At 62.9% G+C, this 25,130-nt stretch carries 28 protein-coding genes and 1 tRNA gene; 7 read left to right on the top strand and 22 right to left on the bottom strand.

Going from position 1 to position 25,130, the window contains the following annotated elements:
* Positions 1-51: 51 nt before the first annotated feature.
* The 3 genes from ACFVSJ_RS14745 to ACFVSJ_RS14735 all read right to left on the bottom strand — a co-directional run bounded on the left by ACFVSJ_RS14745 (position 52) and on the right by ACFVSJ_RS14735 (position 2,494).
* The gene (locus ACFVSJ_RS14745) at positions 52-1,008 is read right to left on the bottom strand and encodes an alpha/beta hydrolase (RefSeq protein WP_387437587.1); all 957 of its coding nucleotides are present in this window, start codon (positions 1,006-1,008) and stop codon (positions 52-54) included.
* 46 nt (positions 1,009-1,054) lie between these two features.
* The gene (locus ACFVSJ_RS14740; protein ID WP_387437586.1) at positions 1,055-2,035 is read right to left on the bottom strand and encodes an alpha/beta hydrolase; all 981 of its coding nucleotides are present in this window, start codon (positions 2,033-2,035) and stop codon (positions 1,055-1,057) included.
* Positions 2,036-2,200: 165 nt separating this feature from the next.
* Positions 2,201-2,494 carry a DUF4287 domain-containing protein gene (locus tag ACFVSJ_RS14735; protein ID WP_387437648.1) on the bottom strand — a complete coding sequence of 98 codons (294 nt, stop codon included), beginning with the start codon at positions 2,492-2,494 and terminating at the stop codon, positions 2,201-2,203.
* Between the two features lie 105 nt (positions 2,495-2,599).
* Here ACFVSJ_RS14735 and ACFVSJ_RS14730 point away from each other — a divergent pair, with 105 nt between their 5' ends.
* A complete protein-coding gene (locus ACFVSJ_RS14730; protein WP_387437585.1) occupies positions 2,600-3,499 on the top strand; it encodes a hypothetical protein in 900 nt (299 codons plus the stop codon).
* Between the two features lie 2 nt (positions 3,500-3,501).
* Here ACFVSJ_RS14730 and ACFVSJ_RS14725 read toward each other — a convergent pair whose 3' ends face one another.
* Together ACFVSJ_RS14725 and ACFVSJ_RS14720 are read right to left on the bottom strand one after the other, a co-directional pair.
* Positions 3,502-4,395: a diacylglycerol/lipid kinase family protein gene (locus ACFVSJ_RS14725; RefSeq protein WP_387437584.1), complete on the bottom strand. Its 894-nt coding sequence runs from the start codon at positions 4,393-4,395 to the stop codon at positions 3,502-3,504.
* 78 nt (positions 4,396-4,473) lie between these two features.
* Positions 4,474-5,325: a PhzF family phenazine biosynthesis protein gene (locus tag ACFVSJ_RS14720; protein ID WP_387437582.1), complete on the bottom strand. Its 852-nt coding sequence runs from the start codon at positions 5,323-5,325 to the stop codon at positions 4,474-4,476.
* A gap of 57 nt (positions 5,326-5,382) precedes the next feature.
* On the opposite strand from ACFVSJ_RS14720, the gene ACFVSJ_RS14715 reads away from it, so the two are divergent.
* Positions 5,383-5,805: a DUF1801 domain-containing protein gene (locus tag ACFVSJ_RS14715; protein WP_387437581.1), complete on the top strand. Its 423-nt coding sequence runs from the start codon at positions 5,383-5,385 to the stop codon at positions 5,803-5,805.
* 132 nt (positions 5,806-5,937) lie between these two features.
* Here the strand turns inward: ACFVSJ_RS14715 and rplI are convergent, their stop codons facing one another.
* The 4 genes from rplI to rpsF all read right to left on the bottom strand — a co-directional run bounded on the left by rplI (position 5,938) and on the right by rpsF (position 7,655).
* Positions 5,938-6,390, bottom strand: a complete 453-nt coding sequence (rplI, locus tag ACFVSJ_RS14710) for a 50S ribosomal protein L9 (protein WP_387437579.1) — start codon at positions 6,388-6,390, stop codon at positions 5,938-5,940.
* Between the two features lie 18 nt (positions 6,391-6,408).
* On the bottom strand, positions 6,409-6,648 hold the full coding sequence (rpsR, locus tag ACFVSJ_RS14705) for a 30S ribosomal protein S18 (protein WP_003800144.1): 240 nt from the start codon (positions 6,646-6,648) through the stop codon (positions 6,409-6,411).
* A gap of 63 nt (positions 6,649-6,711) precedes the next feature.
* Positions 6,712-7,299: a single-stranded DNA-binding protein gene (locus ACFVSJ_RS14700; RefSeq protein ID WP_387437578.1), complete on the bottom strand. Its 588-nt coding sequence runs from the start codon at positions 7,297-7,299 to the stop codon at positions 6,712-6,714.
* 50 nt (positions 7,300-7,349) lie between these two features.
* The gene (gene rpsF / locus ACFVSJ_RS14695; RefSeq protein ID WP_021473324.1) at positions 7,350-7,655 is read right to left on the bottom strand and encodes a 30S ribosomal protein S6; all 306 of its coding nucleotides are present in this window, start codon (positions 7,653-7,655) and stop codon (positions 7,350-7,352) included.
* A 231-nt stretch (positions 7,656-7,886) separates the two neighbouring features.
* On the opposite strand from rpsF, the gene ACFVSJ_RS14690 reads away from it, so the two are divergent.
* Positions 7,887-8,225: a YnfA family protein gene (locus ACFVSJ_RS14690; RefSeq protein ID WP_387437577.1), complete on the top strand. Its 339-nt coding sequence runs from the start codon at positions 7,887-7,889 to the stop codon at positions 8,223-8,225.
* Between the two features lie 83 nt (positions 8,226-8,308).
* Here the strand turns inward: ACFVSJ_RS14690 and ACFVSJ_RS14685 are convergent.
* Positions 8,309-8,391: transfer RNA gene (locus ACFVSJ_RS14685), tRNA-Leu, on the bottom strand.
* Positions 8,392-8,504: 113 nt separating this feature from the next.
* On the opposite strand from ACFVSJ_RS14685, the gene ACFVSJ_RS14680 reads away from it, so the two are divergent.
* Genes ACFVSJ_RS14680 through ACFVSJ_RS14670 form a run of 3 tightly spaced genes read left to right on the top strand, consistent with a single transcriptional unit; the run spans position 8,505 to position 9,780 of the window.
* Positions 8,505-8,666 carry a hypothetical protein gene (locus ACFVSJ_RS14680; protein ID WP_387437576.1) on the top strand — a complete coding sequence of 54 codons (162 nt, stop codon included), beginning with the start codon at positions 8,505-8,507 and terminating at the stop codon, positions 8,664-8,666.
* A 10-nt stretch (positions 8,667-8,676) separates the two neighbouring features.
* Entirely contained in the window at positions 8,677-9,336 is a 660-nt protein-coding gene (locus ACFVSJ_RS14675) for a DUF1345 domain-containing protein (protein ID WP_387437574.1), read from the top strand.
* A gap of 27 nt (positions 9,337-9,363) precedes the next feature.
* Positions 9,364-9,780: a hypothetical protein gene (locus ACFVSJ_RS14670; protein WP_387437573.1), complete on the top strand. Its 417-nt coding sequence runs from the start codon at positions 9,364-9,366 to the stop codon at positions 9,778-9,780.
* A 69-nt stretch (positions 9,781-9,849) separates the two neighbouring features.
* Here ACFVSJ_RS14670 and ACFVSJ_RS14665 read toward each other — a convergent pair whose 3' ends face one another.
* The 8 genes from ACFVSJ_RS14665 to ACFVSJ_RS14630 all read right to left on the bottom strand — a co-directional run bounded on the left by ACFVSJ_RS14665 (position 9,850) and on the right by ACFVSJ_RS14630 (position 19,273).
* Positions 9,850-11,262: an amino acid permease gene (locus ACFVSJ_RS14665; RefSeq protein WP_387437572.1), complete on the bottom strand. Its 1,413-nt coding sequence runs from the start codon at positions 11,260-11,262 to the stop codon at positions 9,850-9,852.
* Positions 11,263-11,499: 237 nt separating this feature from the next.
* Positions 11,500-12,807, bottom strand: a complete 1,308-nt coding sequence (locus tag ACFVSJ_RS14660) for a M18 family aminopeptidase (protein WP_387437571.1) — start codon at positions 12,805-12,807, stop codon at positions 11,500-11,502.
* Positions 12,808-12,844: 37 nt separating this feature from the next.
* Positions 12,845-13,753, bottom strand: a complete 909-nt coding sequence (locus tag ACFVSJ_RS14655) for an intradiol ring-cleavage dioxygenase (protein ID WP_387437570.1) — start codon at positions 13,751-13,753, stop codon at positions 12,845-12,847.
* 62 nt (positions 13,754-13,815) lie between these two features.
* Positions 13,816-14,511, bottom strand: coding sequence for a response regulator (locus tag ACFVSJ_RS14650; RefSeq protein ID WP_387437568.1), 696 nt, complete (start codon positions 14,509-14,511; stop codon positions 13,816-13,818).
* On the bottom strand, positions 14,508-15,794 hold the full coding sequence (locus tag ACFVSJ_RS14645; RefSeq protein ID WP_387437567.1) for a sensor histidine kinase: 1,287 nt from the start codon (positions 15,792-15,794) through the stop codon (positions 14,508-14,510). Before ACFVSJ_RS14645 ends, ACFVSJ_RS14650 begins: the two co-directional genes overlap by 4 nt.
* A gap of 18 nt (positions 15,795-15,812) precedes the next feature.
* Positions 15,813-16,664, bottom strand: coding sequence for an ABC transporter permease (locus ACFVSJ_RS14640; protein WP_387437566.1), 852 nt, complete (start codon positions 16,662-16,664; stop codon positions 15,813-15,815).
* A 2-nt stretch (positions 16,665-16,666) separates the two neighbouring features.
* Positions 16,667-17,611, bottom strand: coding sequence for an ABC transporter ATP-binding protein (locus tag ACFVSJ_RS14635; RefSeq protein WP_387437565.1), 945 nt, complete (start codon positions 17,609-17,611; stop codon positions 16,667-16,669).
* 156 nt (positions 17,612-17,767) lie between these two features.
* Entirely contained in the window at positions 17,768-19,273 is a 1,506-nt protein-coding gene (locus ACFVSJ_RS14630) for a bifunctional phosphatase PAP2/diacylglycerol kinase family protein (protein ID WP_387437564.1), read from the bottom strand.
* A gap of 79 nt (positions 19,274-19,352) precedes the next feature.
* Between ACFVSJ_RS14630 and ACFVSJ_RS14625 the strand changes: the two genes are divergently transcribed.
* A complete protein-coding gene (locus tag ACFVSJ_RS14625; protein WP_387437563.1) occupies positions 19,353-20,057 on the top strand; it encodes a phosphatase PAP2 family protein in 705 nt (234 codons plus the stop codon).
* Here ACFVSJ_RS14625 and ACFVSJ_RS14620 read toward each other — a convergent pair.
* The 4 genes from ACFVSJ_RS14620 to ACFVSJ_RS14605 form a co-directional block, all read right to left on the bottom strand.
* Positions 20,002-21,195: an MFS transporter gene (locus ACFVSJ_RS14620; RefSeq protein WP_387437561.1), complete on the bottom strand. Its 1,194-nt coding sequence runs from the start codon at positions 21,193-21,195 to the stop codon at positions 20,002-20,004. The two genes, ACFVSJ_RS14625 and ACFVSJ_RS14620, sit on opposite strands and share 56 nt — an antisense overlap.
* Positions 21,192-21,947, bottom strand: a complete 756-nt coding sequence (locus ACFVSJ_RS14615; RefSeq protein ID WP_387437560.1) for a DeoR/GlpR family DNA-binding transcription regulator — start codon at positions 21,945-21,947, stop codon at positions 21,192-21,194. Before ACFVSJ_RS14615 ends, ACFVSJ_RS14620 begins: the two co-directional genes overlap by 4 nt.
* Before the next feature lie 153 nt (positions 21,948-22,100).
* Positions 22,101-23,783 (bottom strand): ABC-F family ATP-binding cassette domain-containing protein, encoded by a 1,683-nt coding sequence (locus tag ACFVSJ_RS14610; protein WP_387437647.1) that lies wholly within the window; start codon positions 23,781-23,783, stop codon positions 22,101-22,103.
* Between the two features lie 79 nt (positions 23,784-23,862).
* Positions 23,863-25,128, bottom strand: coding sequence for an FAD-dependent oxidoreductase (locus ACFVSJ_RS14605; protein WP_387437559.1), 1,266 nt, complete (start codon positions 25,126-25,128; stop codon positions 23,863-23,865).
* Between the last annotated feature and the right edge of the window lie 2 nt (positions 25,129-25,130).

The raw sequence follows: 25,130 nt of genomic DNA, 5'->3' as shown, positions 1-25,130 counted from the left end.
ATATGCATCTAAATGAGAGAACCGGGACGCCTTCGAAAGTATTCCCATGACCTAACCTCCGGCGAGCTGCCCCATGAAGGCGACCGTCGCCGTCGATATTTGCTCCTGCGCCCCGGCCCGATCGATGGACGGCTCCCCATCCCCGGGCTGGACGCCATAGTCTCCAAAAAAGGCATGGATCCCGCCCTGGACGGTTACGTAGGTAGCGTCCGCGGGAAGGAGTTCGCGGGAAAGATCGATCTTGGCAGGCGTACTCAATTGATCCGCAGTCCCTGAGACTGACACGACGGACAAATCCGCGCGGTCGCGCATCGAGTCCAGCGGATACGAAGCGTAAAGCACGAGCCCCTGGACGTCAGCGTTGCTTTGCGCGAAGGCAGCCGCGCTGACGCCACCCAGCGAGTGGCCCCCGACGGCCCACGAGCGGACCTCGGGATGGCCTGAGATGGCGGACCTTGCCTGTCCGCCGTCGACGAGGCTGAGCCCCAGAGGCTCCTTCAGGATGACCACCAAATAGCCGGCACCGACAACGGGCCGCAGCACATCGGCATATGCCATGGCTTCCACGCGGGCTCCCGGATAGAAGATCAGGCCTTTGCTTGGAGCTGCGTTCGCCGGAACCATGACGATGTCCGTCGGAGACTCAACGATCGAAGCGTTCGAGGCCGGCCGGTCACCCGCAGGCTGGTAGGAGAAGGGATTCAGCCACGCGAGGGCCACGGCGACGCCCAGGACAGCTACGCGACCCGACCATGCGGCTATCGACCGCCCCATCGCGCGATGTGGCTGCGAACCGCCGCGCCGCCAGAGCAAGAGAACCCAAAAGATCCCGACGACGGCGGCCGCCGCCAGCAGCGCAGGAAGTAGCGGATGACTGCGCAGAACAGCAGGGTTGCCGAGCAACATCCCCGCCGGAACGGCGATCAGCGTCAGGGCACAAAGGAGGGACATCCAGAGGATGAGAGGACGACGTAAGGTCGCCCCCTCGGCAACAGGCTGGGCAGGCATTCTTCCATAATAGTTCCATCATGGAGATAAATTGGGCCTTCCAGGATCATTGCCGCGCAACGTGCGTGGACAGGAAATCCAGGGTCCGCTGTTTCGCGTCCCTTGCCTCGGCGAAATTCAAATGGAATTGGTATTCGTGCGGAAGCGCGGGCTGGTGATCGGCCGGCCAGAACAGCTCAGTCACCGGCACCCCTGCGGCCTTCAGACGATTGCTGTAGGGCACGGACTGCAGCCACGTCAGCCCATCACCGTTGCCGCCGCTGATGAAGGTCGGCGGCAAATCCGCAGTGACGAATTCAATGGTGGACATGGTTCCCCCGGCATATGTGGAGGACCAGTCCTTGGTTCCTGTGTAGGCCCAGAGCGAGGTCTTGAATCCCCACGCCACCAAACCGTTGAGATCAGCCATGGCGCGCAGGTCATACACCCCGCAGTGCAGGATGGTGGCTGCAAGGTCCTCTTTCCTGAGCGCTGGTTGGATGCCCAAAAGGTTTGCATACGCCGGGTTCACCGTGAGGGTGGCCGTCTGGCTGGCCAATTGGGCGCCCGCCGAGTCGCCGGCGAGGACTATCCGGCCGGCATCCACATTCAGCTCGGCGGCGTGGGCTTTGATGTAGGCCAAAGCGTCGTTGATTTCCCGGACCGCCGTGGGATAGGTTGCCTCGGGCGCGATCGTGTACCCCACTCCGATGGTGGTGTACCCCTCTGCGGCCAGGATCCGGAGATACGGCTCCACATTGCCTTGCGCACCCGAAATCCACGCCCCGCCGTGGATCCACACGATCGTCGGAAGCGGGCCCGTGGTCCCCTGCGGGCTAAAGGCATCGAACTGCAGCCCCGGCTTGTACTCCACCCCATGGCGCGCCTGGAGAGGCGTGTCCGGGACGTAGGGAGTCATTTCGTCAACAGTGTCCTGGGCACCACGCTCGAAAACGCTGCGAATCACCATCGCGGACGGCCAGGGCGTGGCCGACAGGGCCAACAGGACGACCAGTACGAGCAGGATTGCGACATCAAGCTTTCTCAAACGCCAGGGGCGCCGCCGCCTGCCGGAAGCCCTCAGGCCACTCGCCGCCGCGCGCCGAACTTCCGCAGTTACATCCTGGGCTGACTCCAATGGCCCCATGACACGCTCCCCCGTCTGTGCACCTGCGGACAATGCTAAGACGGAAAGGGTCGCCAGCGAAGGAACCTATCCGGCGGGCTTGCTTGCCTTGCCGTCGAGCCACAGCGTGTCTGACTCATCGCGGTGCACGCCGTCCGTTCCGACGTGTTTACTGTCGATCTGTGGACCCTTCTTGATGACGTGCACCAACGCCATGCCGTGGCCACGTCCGAGGTCGTAGTCCGCCTTCAGCCACTCAAGGATGGTTCCAGCCTTCACGGCGGGATCATTGAAGCCCTTGCTCTCAGCGATTGCCACCAATTGCCGGGGCGTAAGGCCGGTCTTGTCCTCGATTGCGTCGAGATAGGCCTGGAACGACATGGGCTCGCCTTTCATCCGGAATTTCCTCTGCGTAGGCGTGACTCTACGGGATGGCTATGACAACGCGGAATGTTCGGGCCCCATCGCCGGACCTAGACTTTTGGAATGGTGTGCCAACGGTGGCGTTCAGCGGCAACGTTTGCGGTTCTGATTGTTGCCTTGCCCTTCGTTGCGGCCTGCGAGCCGGGAAGACCCACAGACGCGGGCACTGCCTCTGCCCAAGCGTCCTCGCCGGCAGAACCGCCCATCACCGTAGAGGTCAACCAGTCACGGGACCAATACGGCAAGCCGGCCATTCTGATCCAGCTAACCAACACCACGGATTCCTCCCTGGTGGTCAGCGGAGCAGAAGTGCATTCAGGACTATTTGACGGTGACATCACCTGGAAGGCCGCCGATGGCGCGTTGGAACTCCCGCCGAGGCAGCCCAAGAGCCTTCCGGCCAACCTCCCCGCTGCGGCCTGCGCGCAGGCTGCCACGGGCCCCGCAACTGCGACTGTCCACTACCTCCACAACACCAAGGAACCCTGGGAAACCACCACGCAGGCGAGCGATCCGTTCAATGTCCTGCCCCGGAACTCCGACGAACTGTGCCTCTCGGCAGATGCCGCAGCGATAGCGTCCATAGTCTTGGACCCTCAACTGGAGGTGGCCCCGGACGGGAGTACCGCCGTCGTACATTTGCTCATTACCCCAGCGAGTACGGCCACGTCGTCAGCATTCACGATCGAATCGATCGACGGAACCACCCTGCTGGCCGAGCCACCATCAGATCCCTGGCCCCGGAACATCGTGGTGCCTTCCAGCACGGCTACCCAAGTGGTCCCGCTGCGGATCCGTCCGGCGCGTTGCGATCCCCACGCAGTGGCAGAGGACAAAGTAGGCACACTGCTCCCGTTGAAGGTGACCGTGGGCAAACGCAACGGATTGTTGAAAGTTGCGGCGCCTACGGAACTGAAGGGCCGCATTTACGACTTCGTGACGGCTGCCTGCAGCGAACGGTGAACTCAGGCGATAGTCGGCAGGGCTTCGTGGACGCTCTCCACCTTGACGGTAACTCCGGCCTCGACGTTCTTGACTTCGCCATCCATCTGGAACGGCATCGGTTTGAGGGTGGTGAACTCATAGCTGCTCACACTCGGCTGGTCGCCAAGGCCCTGGGTTGTTGCGCGCAGGGCGTTCAGGAGAACCCGCCATTTGGGCATGTGCGGGAAAAGCACTACCTCGAACTTCCCGTCAGCAGGGATCGCCTCGGCCTCGCTGAGCGTGGCGTACTTGGCCATCTCCGGGATGTTTGCGAAGACAAGGCTGTCCACCTTATGGCGTTTACCGTCCGGCAGACGCATCTCGAAGGGCTCGAACTCCGAGAAGGTCTTGATCACCGAGAGCATCTCCGTGAGCGCCCCCTTGTTTCCTTTCTCCAGCTCAGTCGCCACAACGGGTGTCAGGCCAAAACCGATGTAGGAGTGGGCGTACTCGGCCGGCTCAGCGTCACCCGTGCTGATACGCAGCAGGTCGATATTGTGCACGTGACCCTCAGCGATTGCTTCTTCCAAGGGCTTCGTTCCCACCGTCCGGCGGTGGTCGTTGGCATTTCCAGCTGCCAAAACGGCACACACTGCTTTGGGGTTCTCCGCCTGCCTCACGCCATTGACTACCTCGTTATAGCCTCCGTCGCCGCTCACGGATACCACCAGAACATCCCCTCCGCCCGCTGCGGCCTCGCGGGCCAGCTCCACGGCGTGGCCGGCGTGCTCTGTTGGGCGCAGGACGATGTCCGTCTCATAGGCAAGAAGCTCCTTGAGCTTGCCCTGTAGTTCCTCTGCAAGCTCTGGAGCGTTTCCCGTGCTGTTGGGATTGAAGATGATGACGATCGACTCAAAAGTCCGTGCGGAATCCATACTTCTCCTCTGTTTACCCCGACAGGCACCGGCCCGTCAGCGTTGCGCGTCAATCAAATGTATTCCTTGCCCCGCTACTTACAACCGGACCGTACCTTCGATGCACGTGACGGAGGAACCTCCCACCCAGATCTCGCCACCTTGGGACGTCACATGGATACGCCCTGCCCGGCCCAGGACCGTTCCCTGCGCCGCCACGTACTCCCCTGGCGCCCGACCGGAGCCGATGAGCCACTGGGCAGCCCCAGCGTTGAAGCTGCCCGTCACAGGATCCTCCACCATGGCATCTCCAGGCACGAATGTACGGACTTCAAAGTCGACGCCAGCACCTTCGGAATACGGACCGATCACGCCAACCTTCAAGTCGCCCATTGCCGCAACGTCGGGCTCAAGAGCCAACACTTGCTCTGCGGATCCAAGCAGTACTCCGACCCACTCCGGCCCGTTGACCAGCCACGACGCGTCAAGGATTGCCTCGTCAGGCAGACGCAATCCAGCCACCAACTGCGCACGGACGTCCGCATCCACGGGTCCGAAGCGGGTCAGTGGCGGGGCGGCAAAAGCCAGCCGACCGCCGTCGTGCTTTACCCGCACCAAGCCCGCGCCGCATTCCTGGACCAGAACGCCATCTGTCTTGGGCACTCCCCCGGCCTGCAGCCAGGTGTGGGCCGAGCCGAGAGTCGGGTGCCCGGCAAAGGGGAATTCTTCGCTGGCCGTGAAGATGCGCACCCGGTAGTCGGCACGGGAATCAGTGGGAGGCAAGAGGAACGTGGTCTCGGACAGATTGGTCCAGTTCGCGTAATGCTGCATGGTTTCGGTGCTGAGCCCTTCGGCATCAACCACGACGGCGAGCGGGTTTCCGAAATATGGCCGGTCGGAGAAGACGTCCACTTGGTGGAAGGGGCGGGTTCGCGGAGATTCAGAGGTCACCGGTGCAGGCTATCACCGGTTCTGGTGCGCCCTGCCGACGTCTGGGAAACTACGCACATGGCAGAAAACAAGACCCAACCCACGGACGTCCCCGTGGAGGAATTCCTGGCCTCGGTGGAGCATCCCACCCGACGAGCCGATGGATATGAGCTGCTGACACTGATGCAGGAAATTACCGGGCAGGAACCGTACATGTACGGGCCCACGATTGTGGGTTTTGGCAGCTATCACTACAAGTACGACAGTGGCCGGGAAGGGGACGCGCCGGCCGTGGGGTTCTCCCCGCGCAAGACGAATCTGGTCCTGTACGGGCTCACTGAGGGGCCCGCCACTGACCGGCTGCTACCCGAACTGGGCAAGCACAAGGCCAGCGTCGCCTGCCTGTACGTCACCAAACTGGACGACGTGGACCGGGACGTACTGGCCGAGCTGATCCGCAGCGGGTACCAGCACACCATGGCGGAGATCCACCAGCCTTAACCTCCGCCGAGCTGGCAGTTAATGACAGTCCGGAGCGTCGACATTGTCATTAAGTGCCGACTCGGGGCAACAAGAAAAGGACCCCCGCCACCGGATATCCGGTAACGGGGGTCCTTTGGATGCAGTCAGAGACTACTTGGCTGCAACGACCTCAAGGTCGATGACAGCGGAAACATCCTCGTGCAGGCGGACGTTGGCCTGGTACGAACCCACAGACTTGATGTGGTTCGGCAGTTCAACGTTGCGCTTGTCGATGGCGCCGAGGCCAGCGGCCTCAACAGCAGCAGCGACATCAGCCGGCTTGACCGTGCCGAAGAGACGACCGGACTCGCCGGCCTTCACCTCGAGCTTGACCTTCTTGGAGGACAGAGCCTGGGCCTGTGCCTGTGCAGCTTCAACAGAAGCGTGGGCGCGGGCAGCACGTGCAGCCTTGATGGACTCAACCTGCTTCTCGCCACCGCGGGTCCAGGTCAGAGCGAAGCCGCGGGGCAGGAGGTAGTTACGTGCGTAACCGTTCTTGACCTCGACAACGTCGCCAGCAGCACCGAGACCGGTTACTTCGTGGGTCAGAATGAGCTTTGCCATGTTAGTTAATCCCTTCCCTTAGCCGCGGCCAGCGCCGGAGTAAGGCAGCAGAGCAACTTCGCGGGCGTTCTTGATTGCCTGGGCGATCTTGCGCTGTTCCTGAACGGTAACGCCAGTGACGCGACGAGCGCGGATCTTGCCGCGGTCGGAGATGAACTTGCGCAGCAATGCTACGTCCTTGTAGTCGATGACAGTGATGTCAGCGGCCTTCAAGGGGTTGGACTTTGGTTTGGGCTTACGGAGTTCAGCCTTAGCCATCGTGGAGCTCCTTTTCTATGGAGCCCGTGGATAGTGATCCACGGGATGGTGGTGTTTTTGTGTTTAGAAGGGAGGTTCGGAATCCGGGCCATTGCCCCAGCCACCAGCGTTGCTGACACCGGGCGTGGCCCAGGGGTCATCTTGCTGTGCGGGCTGGTTGTTGCCCCAGTTTCCACCGGAGTTGCCGCCCTGGTTTCCACCAGGAGCGCCGCCTCCAAAGCCACCGGCGTTGCCGCCGCCGAAGCCACCCTGGCCACCGTTTCCGGCGCCGAACCCGCCGCCGGAGCGCTGGGTGCGGTTGACTTTGGCGTTTGCGTAACGCAGGCTCGGGCCGATTTCGTCAACCTCGAGCTCAATAACGGTGCGCTTCTCGCCTTCTTTGGTTTCGTAAGAACGGCTCTTCAAACGGCCGGAAACGATAACCCGCATGCCCTTGGTGAGGGATTCGGCCACGTTCTCGGCAGCTTCGCGCCATACCGATGCGCGGAGGAACAGGGTTTCCCCGTCCTTCCACTCATTGGACTGGCGGTCGAAGGTCCGGGGAGTAGAAGCGATGGTGAAGTTCGCTACTGCTGAGCCAGACGGGGTGAACCGCAGCTCGGGGTCATTGGTGAGATTACCGATGACCGTAATAGTGGTTTCGCCTGCCATCTACTGCCTCCTTGTTCGTTCCTGCGGGGGTAAAGATTTGAAGAGGCTGATTACTCAGCAACAACCTTCTGGTCTTCAGGGCGGATGATCTTGGTACGCATGATCGTCTCGTTGAGAGACAGCTGGCGGTCAAGTTCCTTGGCGGTAGCCGGCTCAGCGGTGAAGTTCACCACGGCGTAGATACCTTCGGACTTCTTCTTGATGTCGTATGCCAGACGGCGACGGCCCCAGATGTCAACCTTTTCGATGGTTCCACCATCGGTAGTGATGACGTTCAGGAACTTCTGAAGCGACGGCTCTACGGTACGCTCTTCGACCTCGGGGTCGATGATTACCATCAATTCGTAAGGACGCATATGTGAACCCACCTCCTTTGGGCTAAGCGGTTACGGTATTTCCGTAACAGGAGGTTCATTTGCGATGCTGTGCATCGCTCCCCCGCCGAAGTTTCGGAAGGAGGGCGCAGCACAGACTTCAATATCTTAGTGCATCTCCTGCACTCAAAGCTATTCGGTGGGATCCACGCAGAAAACCGGCCACAAGGCGTATGTGGATAAACCCCGCCTGGCCCAAGGAATACTTGGGGCATGACCATCCTGAAGTCCACCATCCTCTTCATCCTTGCCGCCATCGCCGAGGTCGGCGGAGCCTGGCTGATCTGGCAGGCAGTTCGCGAGGGAAAGGCATGGTGGTGGGCCGGGCTCGGCGTCGTGGCCCTGGGCATCTACGGATTTTTCGCCGCGTTCCAGCCGGACGCACACTTCGGCCGGGTGCTGGCTGCCTACGGAGGAGTGTTCATAGCCGGATCGCTGGCGTGGGGAATGCTCATGGACGGCTTCAGACCCGATCGCTGGGACGTGATCGGAGCCGCGATCTGCATTGTGGGCGTTGGGGTCATCATGTTTGCGCCACGCTCGGGCGGATAGCTCCGGCCTCCGGCGGCACAGCGGATAAGTGGGGGCGAACGACAAAACCCCTGGAAGATCATTGACCTTCCAGGGGTTTCCTGTGCGCGGAGGGGGACTTGAACCCCCACCCCCTTTCGAGGACTAGCACCTCAAGCTAGCGCGTCTGCCATTCCGCCACCCGCGCAGGGTGATTCGAAGAAGCGGTTTCCTTTTTCTCCGTAACAGCGTCAAAGACACTAACACGAACTTGGCAGTTCTGTGGATTTTGACGTCGCCGCCAGCGGCTAGGGTGGGTCCATGGATGCACTGACTTCCTTGGTCCTCACTGTCGTGTTCGGCGCGATCGTCCTCTACCTGCTCTACTTTGTGGTCCGGGCAGGCGTGAGGGACGGCATTCTTCAAGCCGACCAACGGCGGGCCGCCCGGGATCGCACGGAACAGCAAAGCAGCCAGCGCTAGGGTGGACCGCATGAACACCCAGAGGGTCAGGCGCAGCCGGCTGCGCTTTGTGGTCATGGTGATCGCCGGCGGAATCGCCACTGCTATCACGGGTTCCACCGGCAACTGGGTGGACGCCCCAGCAGTCTCCTGGGCCGTGGCGGCGTTCATCTACGTGGCATGGGTGTGGCTGGTGATTGCCCGCCTGGACCCTGAAGGAACCCAGCGGCACGCCACCGCCGAAGACCCTTCCCGAGGCGTCACGGATCTGTTGATTCTCATCGCAAACCTCGGGAGCCTGGCTGCTGTCGCGGCCGTTATCGTCAACTCCCATGCAGACGACACCGCTGCCAGGCTGAACTCCGCGGGGCTTGCAATGATTTGCGTGGCGCTCTCCTGGATGCTCGTCCAAACCCTCTTCACACTGCGCTACGCGGAGCTCTACTACAGCCCGGAGCCGGAGGCAGGCGGCGCAATCGGGGGTATCAGCTTCAACCAGGACCGCCGCCCGCAGTACACGGATTTCGCCTACCTCGCCACGAGCCTTGGCATGACGTACCAGGTGTCGGACACCAACCTTGAGAACCACCGGATCAGGGCCGAGGCCTTGAAGCACAGCCTGCTCTCCTACCTGTTCGGAACAGTCGTCCTCGCGGTAACCATCAACCTGGTGATCGGCCTGGCCCAATAGGACACCACTCGGCGTAGGCTACTTCGCATGAAGCCCCGGCTGATTCTGTTCGCTGCGGCCCTCCTCGTGGTCGCTGTCAGTGGTTTCGTGTGGTTCGCGGCCACGCGCCCACCTGCCTGCCCCGCGAACGGCAACCCGGACCCCATCGAACTGAAGATCGCATCCACTCCCACCCGCGTGCAGGCATGCTTCGGTGAGGGCTGCCATCTGGAACCCCTCCAACCACAGAGCGACGGACAGTGGCTGGTCCCCCAGGAGCCGCCCTTTGTTCCCGTCTCGCAGGAAGGGACGAATCCTGTGCGTGACAAGGTCCGCGTGGTGGTGAAGGAGGCCGGGAAACGTCAGCGCGACGTACTTTTTGACATCCCGAAGACCGACGGCGCCCCCGTCGCCGGTTCCCAGTGCCCCGGACCCGTCACGTACCTTCCGGTAGCTGTTCCCTAGGCGACTTAACGACGTACGGGGCAGCCGCCGTCGTACGTTGACGGCAACTGCCCCGCAACGAACAGACGCTTACGACGCCGGCCCGGCACCTACCTCTGCAGGCTCGGCTTTCGCCGGGGTCAAGTCATGCGAAGCAGCGCCCTTGCGGTACCGCCACACGCCAATCCCGACCACGACTGCGGCCAACGCCAGTGACAGGAAGAGCGATTCGCGGGTCGACTCCAGGATCACCATGCCGATAATGAGGGCCACGATGCTCGCGATGGCAATCCACGTGAGGTACGGGAAGAACCACATCTTGAGGTCAAGTTCCTTGGCCGCTGCACCCATCCGCCGGCGGAGGATGAGCTGCGAGGACGCGATAACCAGCCACACAAAGAGTGCAATGGCTCCAGAGGTGTTCACCAGGAACAAGAACACCGTGTCCGGGGCCAGGTAGTTCAGGCCAACGGTAATGAAGCCGACCACGGTGGACGCAAGCACAGCTGCCGCGGGAACCCCGCGCTTGGATATCTTGGTCCACGACTTGGGTGCGTCACCTCGCTGCGAGAGGGAGAACAGCATGCGGCTGGCCGTGTAAAGCCCGGAGTTCAGGCAGGAAAGCACGGAGGTCAGGACCACGATGTCCATGATGGTGCCGGCGCCCGGAATTCCGTACAACTCGATGACTGCCACGTACGGGCTCTTCGCCACGGACGCACTGTTCCACGGCAGGAGGGTCACGACGATCGCGATGGACCCGATATAGAAGATCAGGATGCGCCAGACCGTGGACTTGACGGCCTTCTTCACAGCGTCCACGGGGTTGGCTGATTCGCCGGCGGCGATGGTGGCGATTTCGGCTCCGAAGAAGGAGAAGACAACCACGAGGATACCGGCCAGTACTGCGCCGGGGCCGTTGGGCATGAAGCCGCCTTGGTCCAGCAGGTTGGCAACGCCCGGCGCGGAAACGCCAGGAAACAGGCCCAGAATCGCGGCGATGCCCGCGAGCAGGAAGATCACGATCGCTGCCACCTTGATGGAGGCGAACCAGAATTCGAACTCACCGTAGGACTTCACGGAGCCGAGGTTGGTGAGCGTCAGGAGGACCATGAGGACCAGGGCCCAGACCCATTGGTCGACGCCGGGAACCCAGCGATGCATGATCGCAGCGCCGGCTGTTGCTTCGATGCCAAGCACGATGATCCAGAACCAGGCATACAGCCAGCCGATGCTGAAACCGGCCCAGCGGCCCAGCGCCTTGTCCGCGTAGGTGGAGAAGGAACCGGTCTCCGGGTTGGCAGCGGCCATTTCGCCGAGCATGCGCATCACGAGGATGACCACCAGGCCGGCAGCCAGGTAAGCCACCAGGATGCCCGGACCGGCCTGCTGGATCGCCGCCCCGGAGCCCACGAAGAGCCCCGCGCCAATGACCCCGGCGATGGCGATCATGGACAGGTGTCGGGGTTTCAGCGACTTGGAAAGTTGTTGGTCAGCGTGCATGGATCGGCGCCGTCCTTAGTGTTTTTGGAAAGGCCCTCTGCAGGTGTGCACTGGGCCACTTGGCTTTCCCACACTAGCCAGCACTGGTCAGCAGCCTCCTGTGCAAAGAGACATTTTGGGATCCCCTAAAACGGGAGGATGCACAAAATGTATCTCCTCATGCATCAAAAGTTTCCTTGGAAAAACTATTGAAACGAGCATGAAACGACTCCTTGAGGCTTTGCCCGATGCGTTGGGTCACACCGCTGCGGCGAAGAACCTCTCCGCGACCTTTGCCAAGGAATGGGGGTCTTCCACACCACACAGCTCCCGCGCGGAATGCATGGAAAGGAGTGGGATGCCCACATCAACCGTCCGGATGCCGAGCCGCGTGGCCGTCAAAGGACCGATCGTGGACCCGCAGGGGAGATCGTTGTTGGAAACGAACTCCTGGTACGGCACCCCAGCCTCGTTACACAGCCGCGCCCACAGCGCAGCGCCCACGGCGTCCGTGGCATAACGCTGGTTGGCGTTGATCTTCAGCAGCGGGCCACCGTTCAGCACCGGCCTGTTCGCGGGGTCATGCTTTTCCGCGTAGTTCGGGTGGACAGCGTGTCCGGCATCCGCAGAAACACAGAACGACGCCGACAGGGCCTGCCGCCGCTGGCTCACCGAGGCTTTCAAGCCGTCGGAGATGCGCACGAGGATGTCCTCCAGGATGGGGCCGCAGGCACCGGAGCGCGAGTTGGAGCCGATTTCTTCATGGTCGAAGGCAGCCAGAACGGCAATGGGTCCATCGGCAGGCGCCGCTGCGGCGTGCGCGATCAAAGCCACCAACCCGGCGTGGGTGGAGGAAAGGTTGTCCAAGCGCCCCGAAGCGAAGAACTCACTCTTGGCCCCGAAGACAGCGGGCGCCTGCGTATCTGCCACCACGACGTCGTAACCGCCAATGTCCGCAGCGTCTACCGTGGCACCTTCAACGCGCGATGCGAGCAGCCCCAGCAGGTCCTCGCCTGCCGGATCGCCCTGGCCGAAGATCGGGTTCATGTGCTGCTGCTTGGACAGGTGCAGTCCGTTGTCGTTGACTCCGCGGTCCAAGTGGATGGCCAGCTGCGGGAAGCGCAACAGGGGACCGGTGGCCGTCAGATGCTCTGCGCCGTCCCGCATCACCAAGCGCCCGGCAAGCTGTAATTCCCGGTCCAGCCATGAGTTCAGCAAGGGTCCGCCATAGACTTCCACGCCGGCCTGCAACCAGCCGAACTTGCCGGTGGTGGGCTTCGGCTTGAGCTTGAACGACGGCGAATCCGTGTGCGCTCCAAGGATGTTGAACCCCGTGGTGGGGCCGGCGTTCTCCGGAGTCACCCAGGCAATGAGCGCTCCATCGCGGATCACGTAGAAGCTGCCTGCACGGCCGTCCCACGGCTGCAGTTCGTCCAAGGCGGTGAAGCCCTCGAGGTCCAAGCGCCGGGCGGCCTCGTGCACCGCGTGGAAGCTTGACGGCGACGCCGATACGTACGCGCCGAGGTCCTGGACATGGTCAAGTGCTGCGGAGGCATTCGAAGGCATGCCCCCGAGTCTAGTCCTGCCTCACGGACCGTCCCGGCTACACCGTGACGTTCAGCGCGGCCGTGTATCCGGCCGCAACGGATCCGGACATAGTCGCGAGTTGGTATATGCCGCCGTCGTCACCAAAGACGTTGTCCGAGGTCAGTGTGGTGTTGGGAAAGTTCCGGGCACTGCTTTCATATCCAGATGAAGCGTAGACCTCCTTGCACGCGGCCTCCGTCAGGGCAATCTGGGACACGGCCAGGACCTGGCCCGCGGCGGTGGTGTTGCTCAAGGATTGAAATACCTCAAAGTGAATATGCGGCCAGCGGCCCATGTAAGCGCCGGGGTAGATGGTGGTGAACGTGAGCTGCCCGTTGGCGTCAGTCTCCTGCACGCCGCGAAGGTAGTTCTCGTTCTCCAAACCGCTGTCGTAGAGGGAGTATTTGCCGTTGCGGTCGCAGTGCCATGCATACACGGCCGCACCAGCAAGCGGCGAGCACCCGTTCGCGTTGTCCAACAGGGTCAACGTCACAGTGAGGGGCACGCCCTCGGCTTTGGTGGTGGATGTCCCGAAGCTCGACGTGATGTCCTTCCGCACCACGCCCGAGGCTTCAAGGACATTCGGTCCGTTGGAGCCATCGCCCGGGTAGGGACCCACCGTTTCCTGCGGGATTTCCACCCCGCACTCGGCGAAGGCGCGCGTCACCGTGCTCGTAGCGGCCGGCGAGGTTGACGCCGTCGTGGTCTCCGATGCCATCGCCGTTGCACTGGAAGTGGCCGACGACGGTGCGCTGCTGCCTCCCGTCCCCGGTGTACAGGCTGCGAGGGCTGCTGCCGTCCCGGCACCTAGCAGGACGCCCAGGGTCCGCCTGCGGTTCAGGAGCGTTGAGAGATCGAATTCGAGGCCGCGGTCGTGGTTGGGATGCGGCTGGTTCGCCTCAGGCGATGGGTGCGGTGATGTCATGCCTCCATGAAACGCGGGCAGGCTATGGCTTGTACATGGTGAGGCTGTGGCCGGGCTGTGCGTCAGTAATCCGGGTTGCTCGGGACCACCAAGCCCGTCTCGTAGGCGTACACCACCACTTGCACGCGGTCCCGCAGCTGGAGCTTGCTGAGGATCCGCCGGACGTGGGTCTTCACCGTGGCCTCGGACAGGAAGAACTTGTGCGCGATCTCCGCGTTGGACAAGCCCTCGGCAATGGTGGTGAGGATTTCGGTTTCACGCGGCGTGAGCTCGTCCAGGAGCGGGTCCCGGTGCGGAGCGGCCGCATGCCCGGGGGTGTGAGAGCCACGAACGTACGTTTCCAGCAGCCGCTGGGTGACCCGTGGCGCAACAACCGCATCGCCACTGGCTACAAGCCGTACGGCATGCACCAACTCGGCGGGCGCCACGTCCTTCAGCAGGAACGCAGAAGCACCGGCCTGCAGGCCCGAGAAAGCGTACTCGTCGAGGTCGAACGTGGTGAGGATAATGACGCGGGATTCCGTCCCGGAGTCCGAAATCCGTCGCGTGGCCTCGATTCCGTCCATGACGGGCATGCGGACATCCATCAGGACGACGTCGGGTTGCAGCTCCGCGACCAACCGCACCGCCTCGGCTCCGTCAGAGGCCTCCCCCACCACGGTGAAGTCTTCTTCGCCCTCCAGGATGAGCCGGAATCCCATGCGCAGCAGTGGTTGGTCATCCACCAGCAGGACCTTGATGTTGCTTTCCCCAGTCATTCTTCCCCCTTATCGCCGTTCCAGCGCAGCTCGGCATGCACTGTCCAGCCACCGCGTTTCCCAGGACCGGCACTCACGTTTCCAGCATAGATTCCCGCGCGTTCACTCATCCCGGCAATGCCCTGGCCCGTGCCGATGCTGCCCACGGGGTCGCCGCCCTCCCGGGTTCCGCGGCCGTCGTCGAGCACGTCGATGGTGACCAAATCGCCGTCGCGCGTTACTTGCACGTCCACCCGGCTCAGCGACCGGCCATAGCGCAAAACATTCGTCAGGGACTCCTGGACGATCCTGTAGACCGTCAACTCAAAAGCGGGATCCGCTGGCAATGCGGGACCCGTGTGGGCGTAGTGGAGGGGCAGGCCGGCCGTGCGGAACCCATCCAGGAGCTTGCCCAGATTATGCCCCGACTCCAGCGGTGCCAGCGGCGCGGGCCGCCCGGAGTCGTCGCGGAGAACGCCAAGGACGCGTCGCATGTCAGCCAACGCCGCCCGGCCTGTCCTGGACAGCTCGTTCAGCACGTCACCCGCACGCTCGGGGTCCTTCTTGACCACCACGGCAGCCCCGTCGGAGAGGCTGATCATCACCGTCAGCGAGTGTGCCACGACGTCGTGCATCTCGCGCGCAATCCTGTTCCGCTCGGTAACCTTGCCCAGCTGGGTTGTCCGCGCCACCCACGCGGCAATCTCCACTTCGTGCTCCCGCCGCTGCCGGACCGAAATGCCGATCCCCGTGGCGAGGAGGTTGGACAACATAATGGTCACGGCCGTGGCGATGTTGTTGATGAGGTGGAAGTTCTCGGGAACGTCCTGAAGCGTGTCCAGATTGGTGGGGCTGGTCCACATGAAGAGATACAGCAGGCTCAGCGGAAGGCTGGCGGCCACAAAAACCAGCAGCGCCAGCGGCCGCTTCTTGGCGGTCGCCACCGCGTACAGGGCGAACCACAAACCGGCGGAGACGTTGGAACCCCACGGGTTGAGGATGGTGGCCGACACTTCAAAAAGTACGACGGCGGTGACCACCTGGAGCGGGTAGCGGCGCCTGAACGCCAGAACAGTAGCGATCAGCAACAACAGCGACGTCGCCAACCACTTGCCCTCGCTGCCGGAGGCAATGATGGTGGGCAAGGCCAGGAGCACGTAGCAAAGGACCACCACGGCGTCCATGGCACGCGGATGCTCGTAGAAGTAGCGTCGGACGCGGCCCCTTCGGCGCTGGGCGATTTCAGCGAAGGACGCGTCGGCCGGTTGGGCCAACGCGTCCCTCGTCTGTGGAGCTTCAGTCATGGATCGAGCCTAGACCGCCTAGACGTCCCGCTTCTTGAGCAGGAACATCGCCAAGGCCACGGGCACAACTACCCAAGCGGCCAGCACCAGCCCAGCCTGCCAGGCCTCCAAGGTGTCCTGGACGTGTTCCACGGCGGTCAACGGGTTGAGTGTGTTGGTGGGCAGGTACTTCCGGGCTTCCTTGAAGAAGTCGCCGGGGATGAGCTGGAAGGCGATCGGAGCCACGAAGAACAGGCCAACCAGGCTCATGATGCCGCCGGCCGAGTTCCGGACGATCGTGCCCAGAGCCATGCCAATTGCCGCCACAGCTGCCACGTAGATGCTGTTGACCAGCAGGAGCTTGATGGACTGCGAGCTGCCAAGGTCCAGCTTGAGGTTGTAGTTGTCCACGATCGGCAGCGACACAAGGCCCGCGATGTAGGTGGAAATCGCGGTGAGAAGGAAGGCGCTCACCATGACCACAATCAACTTGGCCAGGAAAGGCGAAAGCCGCTTGGGCACTGCTGCGAAGGTGGAGCGGGCCATGCCGGTGGTGAACTCTGAGCTCATGAGCAGGACGCCCAAGGAACCGAGGATCAGCTGGGCGAATGAAATGCCCGACGTCGGAATGGTCACCGCAAGGTCGCCACCCTGTGCCGCGATTGCTGCTGCGGCTTCGGGGTCCCGCGCTGCTTGTTCCGAAAACTGTCCCGTACCCCACGCCGAAAGCGCCGCGAAGCCCACCATCACCAGTGCCGTGGAAGCCAAAAGGATGAGTGTGGACAGGAGCGTACGGAACTTGATGAACTCAGAGTTCAGCACGCGGTGGAAGGCCGGTCCCGGACCGACGGAGTTACGCATCGACTTGCGTTCCAAAGTTGCGGTGCTCATGTCTATTTCCCTCCGGCTTGGGCGGGAACGGAATCCCCGGCAGTGATGTGCGAGTGGTACTCCACCTCGTCCTTGGTCAGTTCCATGTAGGCCTCTTCAAGACTTGCCTGCAACGGAGTGAGTTCGTAGACCATGACTTGGTTGTCCAAGGCGGTCCGGGCGATGCCGCGTGGGTCGAGGCCGCTGACTTCCAGCAGTTCACGCTCATGCACTTCAACAGAAACACCCGGCCCGGCCAAGAGCTGCATAAGTTGTTCAGGCTTGTCCGTGCGGACCCGGGTCCGTGTCTGTCCCTTGCCCGTGATGATCTCGGCGATCGGGGCGTCCGCGATGATCTTTCCTCGGCCGATGACAATAAGATGGTCCGCCGTCAGGGCCATTTCACTCATGAGGTGGCTGGACAGGAAGACGGTGCGACCTTCCGAGGCGAGATACTTGACCAGGTTTCGGACCCACACCACACCTTCAGGGTCGAGGCCGTTGACCGGCTCATCGAGGATGATCGTCTGGGGGTCGCCCAGCAACGCCGCGGCAATGCCCAGGCGCTGGCCCATTCCAAGCGAGAATCCTTTGACCTTCTTCTTGGCGACGTCCCCCAAGCCGGTCATCTCAATGACTTCGCGAACGCGCGCTTTGGGAATGCTGTGCGTTGCTGCCATGGCGAGAAGGTGGTTGTAGGCCGTGCGGCTCGTGTGGACAGCCTTGGCATCCAGCAGGGCACCAATCTCGCGCAAGGGCGCAATGTGCTTGGCGAACGGTACGCCGTTCACGGTCACGGAGCCCGCCGTCGGCGTATCCAGCCCCATGATCATGCGCATCGTGGTGGACTTTCCGGCGCCGTTCGGGCCAAGGAACCCCGTAACGCGGCCGGCCTGGACCGTAAAACTGACACCGCCGACGGCGGTCTTCTCGCCGTAGACCTTCGTCAGGCCTTTTGCTTCGATCATGGAAGCGTTCCCTCCCTGAGCACATGTCTGTGCGGATGAGTCTTGAATGTACTTAAAACGCTAGCCACGCACGGGGCAGAAATCGCCTGTCCCAGGGATGATTCAGGGTTCAGTCAGGGTAATCCTCCCGGATGATCCCGGGGAGTCGCGGCTCGATCAGTCAGCGGTGGCGAGGGGAGAATAAACCCTCAAATGCCGCGTTCGGACGTTGAACCCGGCGCTCCGGACACCGGCTTTCGGTTCACCATCGACGGCCAGTACCAGCGGCTCCCCTATGGCCTCGATGCTCACCTTGGTGCCCTCTGCCAGGTGCGTCACCTTGGATGCGGCCACCGTGCCCGTCACCACGGCCCACAGCAAGCGGGCACGCGCGAATGGCTCATCCGCTGTGATCATCCGAAGATCGAAGACGCCGTCATCCAGCACCGGACGACGAAGCGGCGCGTGATCCCTCGGATAGTACCGGCCGCGGCCCATATACAGGATCCAGAGTTTGTGCCTGGCACCATTCACCAAGAGGGTGGTCGGCGAATTGACGGCGAAGGTCCGCAGCGAAGCAACCAGCCCAGCCAGCGGCTTGCCCAGTGCCGGCTGCAGGCGTTCGCGGCGCCGCACCAAGTTTGGATAGACCCCGACGCTGGCTGTGTTGAGCATCGCCAGTTCGCTGGTTTCGGGCGAATCAGGCATGCCCCGTTGCACAACAACGTTGCCGAGGTCCACCAACGCGCCAGACCCATCGCCTGCCGCTTTCAGGACATCGTCCATGGAACCGACGCCGAGGTCCCGGGCAAAATGGTTCAGCGTTCCACCCGGCAGGACCAGGAGCGGCAGGGAATGTTCGACGGCGGCGGCCGCCGCAGTGCCGACCGTCCCGTCACCGCCCCACACACCCAAGGCAATCGTGCCGGATTTGGTGGCCGCAGCAGCGATCTCCGCCTCGACGTCTTCACCCTCGGCGATTTCGTGAATATACGCTTTGGGGAATATCTTGCGGAGCAGGTCACCGGTCTCAGGGGAGTAAGAACCGCCCATCGTGTTGACCGCGATGCTCAGCCCACCGCCGTCGGATATCACGGGAAGCTCCACGGGCGTCCGCCGCGGAGTGGGTTCCGGTGGTTTGCTCGGCCACCACTTACGGGTCACCAGGGCGGCGCCCGCGCCCAAGGCGGAACCAAGTACTACGTCGGAGGGCCAGTGGGCACCCGTATGGACCCTGGAGTAGGCAACGCCGGCGGCAACGGGAGCCAGGGCCAGTCCGATGGAGGGTGAAACCAGCCCCGCGCCAACAGCAAACGCCACGGCGGAAGCGGAATGGCCCGACGGCATGGACGAACTGACGGGCTGCGGATTTACGAAACGGAAAACGGGCAGGTGTTCGGGGAGTGGCCGCCTGCGGGGGAGTGCCGTCTTGAACACGAGATTGGTGACCGCAGAAGCTACACCCAGCGCCAGCAGGCCATGGAGCGCAGCACGACGTGGTTTTCCCGGAACGGTGGCCATGATTCCTGCGATGCCGAACCAAAGTTTGCCTTTGGTGGCGGCGGCGGAAAGTTGCCGGAAAAAGTCGTCGTGGTCGCCCTGGGGCTGGCGCGAGACCGCCCTCACCAGGAAATGGTCAAACCTGGCAACGTGCTTTGGACCTTTACGCAGGAAGCGTTGCATCAGACCAGAGTAGCGCCGATACCTGACGTTGACCCGGGGCGCTCCGCGACGTTCCAGCCCCGCTGACTACCATGAGGGGATGGTCCGCTTCCTGCAGCCGCGCCAACGGCCCACTTGGCAGATCGTCACTCCCGCCGTGCTATTGCTTTGCGCTTTCGCCGTCCCCGGGGCACTCATCCTTGCCGGACAAGGTGAGCCCGCGTTCAACGGCGTGGACACCATGTGGCAGGCCTATGTGTTCACACTGCACTCACCGTTCTGGGACCAGCTGAATCTTGTGCTGAACGCCCTGGGTTACGTGGGGATGCTCGTGTTGCAGTTGATCCTGGCTGTGGCGCTTCTCCTATGGCAGCGGCCCAAGACCGCATTCTTCGTCGTACTCACCGGTCTCTCAGCCCTGGCCGTCACCCAGCTGGCCAAGGTTGTGGTGGGACGCCACCGACCCGAAGGCGCCAAGGTCTTGACCGATACAGGTTCATACCCTTCCGGGCATGTATCGGCTACGACCACGTTCCTGGTAGTCCTGGTGGTGCTCATCGACCGGTTCTGGATCAAGGCCCTGGCCACCCTTGGCATCCTGGCCATGATGATCAGCCGGACCTATCTTTCAGCCCACTGGCTCAGTGATGTCTTGGGCGGGGCCTGCCTCGCAACCGGGATTGTGCTATTGCTCTGGTGGCCGTTCCGGGATATATGCATCACGGAGAATGAACCAGCCGGCATTGAACCTATTTGGCGGGCAAGGGCTTCGCAACGCCGGCGAGCAACAGGGCCACAAGAATAGGCGCCCCGATAGCGAGCAGTGCGTTGTGGATTCCTGTGTGGTCACCGAGGTAGCCCAAAAGCGGAGGCCCGGCCAGGAACGCGACGTAGCCGATGGTGGAGACGACTGATACTCGTGCGGCAGCGTGCTTGGGATCGTCGGCGGCGGCGGACATCCCCATCGGGAAGGCCAAGGCTGCGCCGATTCCCCACAGGGCAGCGCCGATGGCCGCGAGGACCACATTGTCCGCGAACACGAACAGGGCCAGGCCAAGTGCGGCAGCAGCCATGCTGGCGCGGAGTACCGCCACGCGGCCAAACTTGTCGATCGCCTTGCCGCCCACGAAGCGCATGGCAGTCATCGCAGCCACGAACAGCGCGAACAGCAGTGCGCCGGTAGCTTCGGATGAGCCAAGCCCGTCCACCGCGGCCTTTGCAATCCAGTCGTTGCCGGCACCCTCGGTGAGGGTTGCGCCCAAGACCACGACGCCGATGAGCAGCGTCCTGCCGTCCCGCCAAGCCGAGGGGCCCTTCTTGGGTGCCGTGCCGTCGTCGTGCGTTTCCGTGACGGCCGCTTGGTGCGGGAGGAAGAACCGGGGCGCGGTCAGGGCGAGCGTCACAGCAATGAGAGCGATAACCAGCAGGTGTTCGGGAAGGCCAACACCGATTTGCGAGAGGCCTGCGCCAATCAGGGCGCCGATGAAAGCGCCACCGCTGAACGCAGCATGGAACTGCGGCATGATGGTCCGCTTGAGTCGGTGTTCGACGTCGGCGCCTTCGATGTTCTGGGCAACGTCCCACAGCCCGATTCCGATGCCGAAAAAGAAGAGCGCAATGGCCGTGGCCGGAACCGAGGCAGCCATGAGGGAGAGGGCGATGGCCGTTCCCGCGGCGCCCACCACCAGCCCAGCCGCGCGAACGGTATTGGCAGTTCCTATGCGGCCCACTACCCATCCGGCGGAAGGCAGCGCCAGCAGAGACCCAACGGCGGTGCAGAGCAGCAGGGTACCCATCTGGCCGGACGTCAGGCTAAGGGCCTCCGTCACGGCCGGAATACGGGCCGCCCAACTGGCAAAGACCAAGCCATTCATGCCAAAGATCAGGAAAGTTGCGATGGCGGCGGCGTTCACGTTGGGTACGGTTCGGGTGCTGGTGGTCATGCAATCACAACTTCCACGGAGAGTTTGTCGAGCCGGGCAAGGTCTTCTGGGGATGGTTCGAGGTCTGTCACGATGACATCGACGGTGTCCATGGCGGCAACCAACGCCACGGCGCCGGCATTCCATTTGCTTCCGGAACCGGCCGCGATCACCCTTGAGGCAGATTCGAGTCCGGAGCGCTTCACGGCCGCATCATCGAGGTCGTGGGCCAGCAGCCCGTCCCTGAGGTTGAACGCGCAGGGGGTCACGATCGCGGTGTCGAAGCGCAGTGAACGGATGTTGGATTCGGCCATGGGGCCCCGGAAGGACTGTTCTCCCGGAACGAGCCGGCCTCCGGGAAGGATGAGTTCTGCCCTGCCTCCCGCAAGTGCCTCCACGCTGTGGAGGGACATGGGCATGACGGTGAGTTCTCGTGGACGGAGCAGCCGGGCGATTTCCGTGGCCGTGGATCCGCTGTCCAGCCACACGTGTTCTCGGTCCCGGAGAAGCCCGTCAACAGCCTTGGCGATTCGGATTTTGGCCTCGCGCTCTTCGAGTTCACGTTGGCCATAGCCGGGGTTTTCGCCACGGGCCAGCAGGCTGCGGGCGCCGCCATGGACCCGCTTCAGGACGCCATTCGCAGCGAGGATCTCCAAGTCGCGCCGGATGGTGGCCCCGGAGGCTCCACACTCAGCAACGAGCTCCTCCACGGTCACCGCCTCACGGGCGCGGAGCATCTCCCCAATGAATCGATGGCGGTCGGCAGTACGCATGCCTACAGCCTAGCAATAGGGTGCGCATTTAATCATCATGTGTGATCATTTGCTCATTTCCGACGCTCTCTCACATAAACCCCCTTAAACTGGAACGCTCTCGCAGTGGACTGCGAGAGCGTTCGCCTGAAGCGGGCGTTTTGTGAGAGAGCGTCAGCGGGCGCGTTCCACCCGCTTCTCGTCCCAGACGGGTTCCTCCGACTCGTACACCTTGCCGTCCGAGCCGAACACCAGGAACCGGTCGAAGGACTTGGCGAACCAGCGGTCGTGCGTCACGGCCAGGACAGTACCTTCGAACGCATCGATCGCACGTTCAAGGGCTTCGCCTGAGTGGAGGTCCAGGTTGTCGGTCGGCTCATCGAGGAGCAGCAACGTCGCGCCCGAGAGCTGCAGGAGCAGAATCTGGAACCGCGCTTGCTGGCCACCGGACAAGGATTCGTATCTCTGTTCAGATTGCCCGGCCAGGCCGTACGAATCCAAGGCACCAGCAGCCGCTTCGCGAGGCAGGCCTGATCGGTGCTCGTCGCCCCGGTGCAGGATTTCCAGCAACGTACGGCCCAGGAGATCCGGCCGGACGTGCGTCTGGGCAAAGAAGCCGGGACGGATCCTGGCACCCAGCTTCACGGTCCCCTCGTGCGGGACTTCAGCGATCACGACGTCGGAAACCGGCAAGTGCTCCCGCTCCGGGTCCGTGCCACCGGTGGCGAGCAACCGCAGGAAATGGCTCTTGCCCGAGCCGTTGGACCCGAGCACGCCCACCCGGTCACCGAACCAGATCTCCGTGGAAAACGGCTTCATGAGCCCCGTCAGCTCGAGCTTCTCTGCCACCACGGCACGCTTGGCAGTGCGGCCGCCCTTGAGGCGCATGCGGACGTTCTGCTCAATCGGCAGGGCTTCCGGTGGGCCAGCCTCCAGGAACTTGGCCAGACGGGTCTGGGCGGCCTGATACCGGTTGGCCATATCCGAGCGGAACGCAGCCTTGTTCTTGTACATGTTGACGAGTTCCTTGAGCTTCACATGCTCCTCGTCCCAACGCTTGCGGAGTTCCTCAAAACGCGCGTTCCGGTCTGCACGTGCCTCAACGTACGAGCCAAACCCGCCGCCGTGGATCCAGGCCCCCGCACCGTTGATGCCGGGCTCAAGCGTCACGATGCGGCCCGCCGCGTTGTTGAGGAGCTCGCGGTCATGGCTGATGAACAGGACGGTCTTCTTGGACTCGTTGAGCTTGGACTCGAGCCAGCGCTTGCCGGGTACATCGAGGTAGTTGTCCGGTTCGTCGAGGAGCAGGAGTTCGTCCGCCCCGGCGAACAACGCTTCCAGAACCAGGCGCTTCTGCTCACCGCCGGAAAGGGTAGACGCACGGCGGAACTGGGCTTTATCGAACGAGATACCCAACGCAGCCATGCACACCTCGTCCCACACGGTCTCCACGTCGTAGCCGCCGGCATCGCCCCAGTCGACGATCGCCTGGGCGTAGCGCATTTGGGTGGGCTCGTCGTCGTGCTCCATCATGGCCAGCTCGGCTTCTTCAACGGCTTTGGCCGCTTTGGCTAGGCCCGGCTGGGCGCTGGAGACCAACAGGTCCCGAACAGTGGATTCATCGCGGACCTGGCCCACGAACTGCCGCATGATGCCCATGTTCCCCGAACGTCCCACCACGCCTTCATCCGGTGTCAGGTCACCGGCGATGATCTTGAACAGCGTCGTCTTGCCGGTACCGTTGGGCCCGATCAGCGCCGTCTTGGTGCCATCGGGGACCTTGAAAGTCACGCCGTTGAGCAGTTGGGTGCCGTCGGAGAGGAAGTAGTCGATGCCGGAAACGTCAATATGGGCCACCGCCCAATCTTCCCACGCCAAGACTTAATGCTCGACGGCGGTACTCGCCGCCGGGGGTGCGGACGGCCTGACCCCGGGGTCAAGCGTCCGGCTTCCGCCGGGCGAAGTCCGGGGCATGCTCCGGACGAGGGCCGAACGCGATCATCCTCGCTGGCAGTTTGCGGAAGGCGGGGAAGCGCCGCGTCACGAACAAGAGAGGTTTGGGCGGTTTGGCTTCCCCGCCAGCCATGACCCGGGCAAACACTCCCCGGTGCAGCACACGCTGGAACGTCTGCACCGTCACTGTTGGCATCCAGCGGCGCTTTTGCACCTTGGCGAGGTGGCCGTCGTCGAGCGTTCCACTGAGAAGTGGCCCGGGGATGATGCGGGCAGCCGCAACTGCATCCTGGATGGCCAGGTTGATGCCCACTCCGCCAGCCGGCGACATCGCATGGGCCGCATCTCCGATCAGCAGCAGGCCAGGGCGGTGCCATTGCCTCAAGCGGTTGAGCTTGACATCCAACAGATGAACGTCGTCGAAGGAAGTCACGTGTTCCACACGATCAGCGAGGTCCGGCCGCAAACGCGAAATGCGATCCCGGAAAGCCGCAATGCCCTCGCTCCTCAACGTCGCATCCAGCCCCTTGGCCGCAAGGTACGCAATCTGGTGGTAATCCTTGCGGGTCAGGCTCAACAGCACGTCGCCACGTCCGAAGCGTGGAGAGATGGACGTTACGGGATCGTGCTCGTCAGCTTTGCGCGGAAGCCTGAACCACCAGGTATCGAAGGGGACGGCAAACTCCTGCGGCACCAACCCGGCGCGGTGGCGCAGTATGGAGCCCCGTCCATCGCAGGCAACGGTCAGGCCTGCCTGGAGCACGCCGGTTTCCATGGTTTCGCCGCTGGCGGGGTCCCGCCTGCGGAACCTGACACCCACCACGCCGCCCAAGTCATCCCTGACCAGATCCGTGGCCTCAGTATCCATCCGCAGGGTAAAGGACGGTTCCTCCCGGGCCGCCGCAACCAGGAAGTCCAGCAAATCCCATTGCGGCACCATGGCAACGTAGTTATAGGGAGCCTTGAGGAGCCCGAAGTCCGCGAGCACCACTGAATCACCGGATTCAGTCGGCAGGCGGAAATTATCCAGCCTGCTCTGGGGAAGCTTGCGGAATCCTTCGCCAAGGCCCAGCTCATCGAGGAGCCGCACGGTGGAAGCGTGCACGGTGTCGCCCCGGAAGTCACGCAGGAAATCGGCATGCTTCTCGAGCACGGTCACGCGGACCCCGGCACGCGCCAGCAATAAACCCAGAACTATCCCGGCCGGCCCTCCGCCGACCACCAAGCACTGGGTATTGCTGGTTTCCATGC

It is taken from the genome of Paenarthrobacter sp. NPDC058040 (genome assembly GCF_042885775.1).
Classification (GTDB): domain Bacteria; phylum Actinomycetota; class Actinomycetes; order Actinomycetales; family Micrococcaceae; genus Arthrobacter.
Note: the sequence above shows the minus strand (reverse complement) of the source record. Positions and strands in the feature narration are given on the sequence as shown.